Below are 6,206 nucleotides of genomic sequence, written 5' to 3'. Positions count from 1 at the left end.
AGAGAGTATCGTTCGACTTGCATGTATTAGGCCTGCCGCTAGCGTTCATCCTGAGCCAGGATCAAACTCTCCATTGTAAAATGTTATGTTTGAACACTGACCATTCTTAACTTGTATTAATAATAGTCTTATTCTAATTTGTATTGTCTAGTTAGATTCTGACTTGAAAAAATAGCTTGGTCTTCATGTACTTTGAAAATGTACTATCTTACCTCGCTACGCTTTATAAATGACATCTCTTTAATGAACTTATCGAATCTCCTCGCGGTTCTTCTTTTATATCTTAGCATCTCCTATTCTTCAGTTTCGCTCCGGTCTTAATGTTCCGGATCTCTTTTAAAATATTCAACGTTTCAATCTTTTTGTTATTGTTAGCAAACTCCGTTTGGTAACTCCCGTTCTGTTTGGGATTGCAAAGGTAGAAATCTTTTTAGCATTGTCAAGTTTTTTATTAAACTTTTTTCCTTTTTATTTCCAGTGCTTTAAAACACTAATAAAGAAATACCAATCTCTAATTCTAAGCCCTTAAATCAACCTCCTCTATATCCTTTTCACCATTTCCCTTCCTCCGAAGCGGGATGCAAAAGTAGGAAAATTATACGCCCCCACAAACTTAAATACAGTAATACTTCAAAGAAAACCCTAAGTCCCTATGCCAGAAGGATAATAAATGAAATCAATCAATGCTTATACTATAGCCTCAAGTTGTGCTGCTCATTTGCTATACCATATATAGTATATAGAGATGTGCCCATTCACACTCGGTCTTTCCTTATAGTCAACATAAGGAAAGGCTATAATGAACGGGTAATGGACGGGCATTCATCGGACAAAGCCGTTCAGTATCCATCTAACATCCGCTAATTATAAACGACAATACCCAGACCCAAGGCAGTCCAAACCTTATATTTACATCAATCAAGAAACACAGTAAGGGGCCTGGGAGCAGATAGACGAGCTTTCCAAAATTGGTTTTACAAAAATACCTCTACAGGTATTCAGGCAAAACATCAATATCGCTATGAAGTTCCTGGTATATCGATTGGCCTGAAGGTAATCCCAATCTCTTGGAGTGCAAGGCTTCGAAAAGTAAAAAGTAGCGAAATGCTTTTTCCAAGAAACTTGATACTACAGTAGGCAAGGAAATTCTCGAAAAGAATTGATAAAAATCATAATTGAAGCGCTTAATACACTTCAATTATAACTGGAGCTACAAGCTATTTCGCCTGAACAAATATAGGAGTTTCTGTCGTTTCTAATTCCAGAAGGCCATCATTTGTAGGAACCTCCTTAGTTATCATCTGATCAGAACCAGGATTGAGTGAATAAATTAATGCTGTTTTAGTACCGCTACCTAAATCCAGCTGATATTTCTCTTTTCTATCAACTTCATCGGGAACAAACAGCACATACATCATTTTGTTCCCAAGTTTATATATATCAACTATAGGATCGTTGCTAATAGTATTGTAGTAATTATAGTTACCCATTAATTTTGTTGTCTGATAAATATAATCTGAAGCTGGTCTCCTTTTATTCTTGGAAACCAATCCTGAAAATCCAAATGGGTTACTTGTTTCCGTTCCAGGATCATTATTATCATATAATTGATAAAAGAACAACTTATCAATACCAAGCCTTGCATACATTAACCCCAATCTCAAAATCCAATCAGCTTGAGTAAGCTCTTTAGATTTTGCCCCTATTGCTATGGCTCGCTGAATACTATTATCACTTAAATCATAGCCTGTTTCAGTAGACCATATTGGAATAGCCTGGCCCAGCGATTTAACGTAGTCAGTAAAAGATACTGCAATTTTAGTCATGTCATTGGTTTCCGGTGCTACCCCTCTCCCTTTACTTCTAAATGAAGCGAACCAACCGGTATAATCATTCGAATACATATGATAGTTGATCACGTCAAAGCATAAATCAATGCCACCCGTTTTCTTCACCCCCCTATTCTTTTTACACCATTCTACCATTCTCTTTACATACTCAACATTAGGTTTGGCAATTCCACCCATTACAACAACCATAGTTGGATCAGCATTTTTGATCCCAACGCCTTTACCTAAAGTGCCTTTATGTCCATCATAAAAAGCTGAAAGTTGCGCAGCATACTCTTCTGGCGTTTGTTCACAATCCTTGCCTTTCCACCATTTATCGGGCTCGTTGCTACTTTCGACATATTTAACATAACCTAAACCTATAACCGGATCAGCAGACTCTTTCGGCACTTGAATCAGTCTTTTGTCTATGTTTCGATTTCTGCCATAACGAGCTGCAATTTGAAAACCCGCCTTGCCAATCTCTTTATAAGATGATGGTTTATCCCGCACCGCCTTATAATCAATTGGAATTAGATCTCTCTGTCTTTTAGCTGCAGGATAAGTATTTACAATCCAGACTGGCGTTATTTGCAAATCAATAAGAACATCTATACTATCCTGATGCGCTTTATGATAAATCTCATCATAACTCCAACCACCTTCTGGCTTATGGTTAAAGCGAAATACTCCTTTTTCAGGTTCAATTCTGTCCCAATCTAAGAAATGTCTAAAGCCACCAAAAGTTTTAATTAAACTATACTTTGCCGTATCAAAATTATAATGGTTATCATAGAAATCCCATTCGAATCCATTAATACCAAACATATCTTTTATCTTAACTTTTTTATCCCGTAAGGGTTTAACTTCTACTGTACTCCTATTTTGATCAGGACTGCACCTGGTAAAAACCAGTGTTACTAACAAAAGAAAAATTAAACAGAGGCAATTTTTTTTCATATAAGAAACAATTTATTAGCTAATATAAATATTATAATGAAATTAAATCTAAACGGAAAGCACTAATCCTAAATAAGATACCGACAACAATGTGCAAAAAATTCCCCACAAGATACTTTAAAGCAAATGAATTAGCAGCCATTATAAAATTATAATTGACAAAAATTCCACTATATCGCACATTAGATCTCAAAACCAGTTAAATTGTCACAAAAAAGTCATTATTAAAACAATATAAGTACGTTGGCACAAACAAAATCATGGGAAAAACATTCTACAAGTATTAATTTCAAAGAATGGGTAAAAAAAAAGTAAAAACACCCATCACCACTAAAAATTAAAAAAATAAAAATTGTATAAATTTTATTACAATTGCATGTACAAGGGATAAAGTAATTTATATGAATAAACATTTAACAATGCACTTAATATTATGTGCACTTTTTTTTGTATTCGGATGCAAAAAAAGTCCAGCCATTTTAGTAGATACTACCCCTCCTGAAATTCACGTCCCACCTACTGTTCCTAATCCTCCAAAAGATACTGCAGTTGTCCTTCCTCCTAATGCCACAATCCTCGAAGTTGGTACCGGGAGTGGTAATCTTTATATTGATGCTAAGCGCCTGGGTATTTTAGGAAATACTGTTATAAAAATAAAAGGCGGATCATATAATGAAATTCAAATTACCAATTTCCTGAGTGAAGACAATGGCACTGTACATATTGAAAATGATGGTCTGGTCGAAATGATTGGTGACAAGCAACTAACTTTTTCGAACGTCAAAAACATCATTTTTTCTGGTAAAGGTACACCAGGCATTGATAAAGGTTTTGTGTTCAGAGACAAAAATTCAGATGCAGCTTCAGTTCAATTAAAAAACAATATAGATAATTTCACTTTAACAAATGTGGTATTTAAAAACCTCGATACCTATAATGTTATTCAATATGATTCTCGTAAAATTTACGACGGTAGTGACGCTTCATGCTCAAAAAATCTAAAATTTTTAAATATTGATTGCGATAATACAGGAACTTTAATCAGATTTAAAGGATCTGCTGAAAATGGCATTATCAGTGGATTGTTACGCAATGTAGAAATTGCATACGTGAGTTTTAAAAATTCACCATCCGTTGGTAGTGCGTTCGTTATGGAAAATGTGGATGCTTATGATATCCATAATAATTTAGTACAATATGTAAATCAGAATAATAGTAATCATAATGGAGTCTTTTATCTGCAGGGTAATGGAAAATTCTATAACAATATAATTAGAGACCATCAGGGAAATTCACTCAGAGCCTGGGTTTACAGTATTGGAACAACTCCACAGAAGACACTAATTTATAACAATATTGTTATAAACTCAAGAGAATACAGCGCGTTTGAATTGCAATCATTTTCTAGAAACCTAATGGCTGGAAGAACTACCTATACAAATGCTGAAGTATTCAACAATACTTGTGGTAATCTACTACCAAAGGGAGCCTTCCCTGCTCAAATTCTGGATCTGTATAGCTTACGCGGAGGACAATGCAATATATTTAATAACATAGGTTATAAGTTTACACTAGTGGGTCAAAACAACACAAATTTCATTTGGAACGAATTGAGTGATACAAAGGGAAATGGCTTCAACAACAAATATTTCAAATCCTATCAGGAAGCTGGAATTGTTGACGAAAATCAGTTCAAACTTACTCCAGCCACTGCTTTAAAAAATAGCGGAGCAGCCTTATCTGGCAGAGGTTTAGAAGCGCTCACGAATCAGACTGTAATCTATGACATCTACGGTACTTCAAGATCTATGTCTCTTCCTTCCATTGGAGCAGTAGAATAACATAATGAATTTTATAAAAGCAAACATTTTAATTCCGATATTAATCAGCCTGTCTGTAAATTGTTTCTGTTGTAAAAAAAAACAAATAAGTCCCACTCTTCCAACAAAGGAAACTAAAATCGATTCTGACACCCTTAGTCTTAAAAGTATTCGCTTCAGTGATTTACTAGGTGTGAATGGATTCGAATGGGAGTATACTTTCGACAACTCCAACAATCTGGATCCAAATAAAGTTGACCTTATCAATAGCTTTACAGGGTTTAGGCAATACCTTGATTGGGAAAAGATTGAGCCGAAAGAGGGTTTCTACGATATGGGTTTCTATGATGAAATTTATAGGAAAAATAAAGAGCTGGGGATAACCACTCTCGTGTGTTTGCAGATTATGCCAACCTGGATGAGAAAATCTTATCCTTCATATAATACGACTGATCCATATAGTAGCTTAAGGGACTATACCCCGGTACCCAATGGTAGTAATAAAAATTTGCCGGCATCGTATATTGCAATGGCGAAAGTAGGATTCCAAATCGCTGCGAGATATGGTGAGAACAAATCAATTGACCGGAATTTAGTGAAAGTTGCCCCGTATGAACAAAATGCTCCTAAAGTAGGATTAGGCATCCTAAAATACTTAGAATGCAGCAATGAACCTGATAAAGACTGGAGGGGACCTAATGCACAACAGACTCCCGAACAATACGCTGCCCACCTCTCTGCTTTTTACGATGGCCACATGGGGACACTTGGTGCAGATGTGGGGGTTAAAACCGCTGATCCGACTATGAAAGTGGTAATGGCAGGAATAGCAGACCCAAACCCAGCTTTTGTAAAACGAATGATTGAGTGGTGTAAAATCAATAGGGTAAAAGATGGGAAATACTCCTTGTGCTTTGATGTAATTAACTATCATCATTATTCAAACGAAAACTGGCAGAAAGGAAAGGCCCCGGAGTTATCTGACGTTGGATTGGTTGCTGACAATTTCATTAAATTAAGTAAAGCCCATGCTAATGATACTGATATTTGGGTTACTGAATGTGGATTTGATGTTAATCCAAAAAGCATCCAGGCAGTTGCATCTATTGCAAATAAAACAACACGCCAGACACAGGCAGATTGGATACTTAGGACAAGTCTGTTGTATGCAAGAAAAGGCATTAAACGGACCTTTTTCTATATGTTGAATGATGTTAATTTGAATGATCCAACTCAATACGCTTCAGCGGGGCTTATCGAAAAAGGTGAAAGAAGAATTTCTGGGGATTATATTTACCAGGCAAAAAAATTAATGAGTAATTACGTTTATGTCAGTACGACTTCAAATGATCCCATCGTTGATCTCTATACCAATGGATTGAAAAAGATGTATGTGTTGACGGTTCCGGATCAAAAAGATAGAAAAACAACTCATACACTGAACATAGGAAAAGAAGTTAAAGAAGTTACACTTTATAGGCCTCAGGCAGGCTCAAATGAAATGAGCTCCCAAAAAGTAGCGGTTAATGATAAACTTGTAATCAATGTTACCGAAACTCCTACCTTTGTTAAAATCGAATAAAACCAACAAAGACCT

The 6,206-nt window shown here is 35.7% G+C and carries 3 protein-coding genes and 1 rRNA gene; 2 read left to right on the top strand and 2 right to left on the bottom strand.

The window, feature by feature from the left end; translation table 11 throughout:
- Both B9A18_RS25330 and B9A18_RS20925 read right to left on the bottom strand, forming a co-directional pair.
- A 16S ribosomal RNA gene (locus B9A18_RS25330) occupies positions 1 to 77 on the bottom strand; the annotation flags it as partial.
- A gap of 1,140 nt (positions 78 to 1,217) precedes the next feature.
- Entirely contained in the window at positions 1,218 to 2,657 is a 1,440-nt protein-coding gene (locus B9A18_RS20925) for a hypothetical protein (protein ID WP_144009566.1), read from the bottom strand.
- Between the two features lie 551 nt (positions 2,658 to 3,208).
- Here B9A18_RS20925 and B9A18_RS20920 point away from each other — a divergent pair.
- Together B9A18_RS20920 and B9A18_RS20915 are read left to right on the top strand one after the other, a co-directional pair.
- Positions 3,209 to 4,630 carry a hypothetical protein gene (locus B9A18_RS20920; protein ID WP_144009565.1) on the top strand — a complete coding sequence of 474 codons (1,422 nt, stop codon included), beginning with the start codon at positions 3,209 to 3,211 and terminating at the stop codon, positions 4,628 to 4,630.
- Between the two features lie 4 nt (positions 4,631 to 4,634).
- Complete coding sequence (locus B9A18_RS20915) at positions 4,635 to 6,191, top strand: beta-galactosidase (protein WP_084291495.1); 1,557 nt, start codon at positions 4,635 to 4,637, stop codon at positions 6,189 to 6,191.
- The last annotated feature ends 15 nt before the right edge of the window (positions 6,192 to 6,206 follow it).

The organism is Pedobacter nyackensis (assembly GCF_900176505.1).
Taxonomy (GTDB): domain Bacteria; phylum Bacteroidota; class Bacteroidia; order Sphingobacteriales; family Sphingobacteriaceae; genus Pedobacter; species Pedobacter nyackensis.
This window is presented reverse-complemented; position numbering and strand designations above follow the sequence as displayed.

Excerpts from the sequence above, each read along its gene's own strand:
- B9A18_RS20925 (WP_144009566.1), bottom strand. The coding sequence starts at position 2,657 with ATGTTTGGTATTAATGGATTCGAATGGGATTTCTATGATAACCATTAT.
- B9A18_RS20920 (WP_144009565.1), top strand. The coding sequence starts at position 3,209 with ATGCACTTAATATTATGTGCACTTTTTTTTGTATTCGGATGCAAAAAA.
- B9A18_RS20915 (WP_084291495.1), top strand. The coding sequence starts at position 4,635 with ATGAATTTTATAAAAGCAAACATTTTAATTCCGATATTAATCAGCCTG.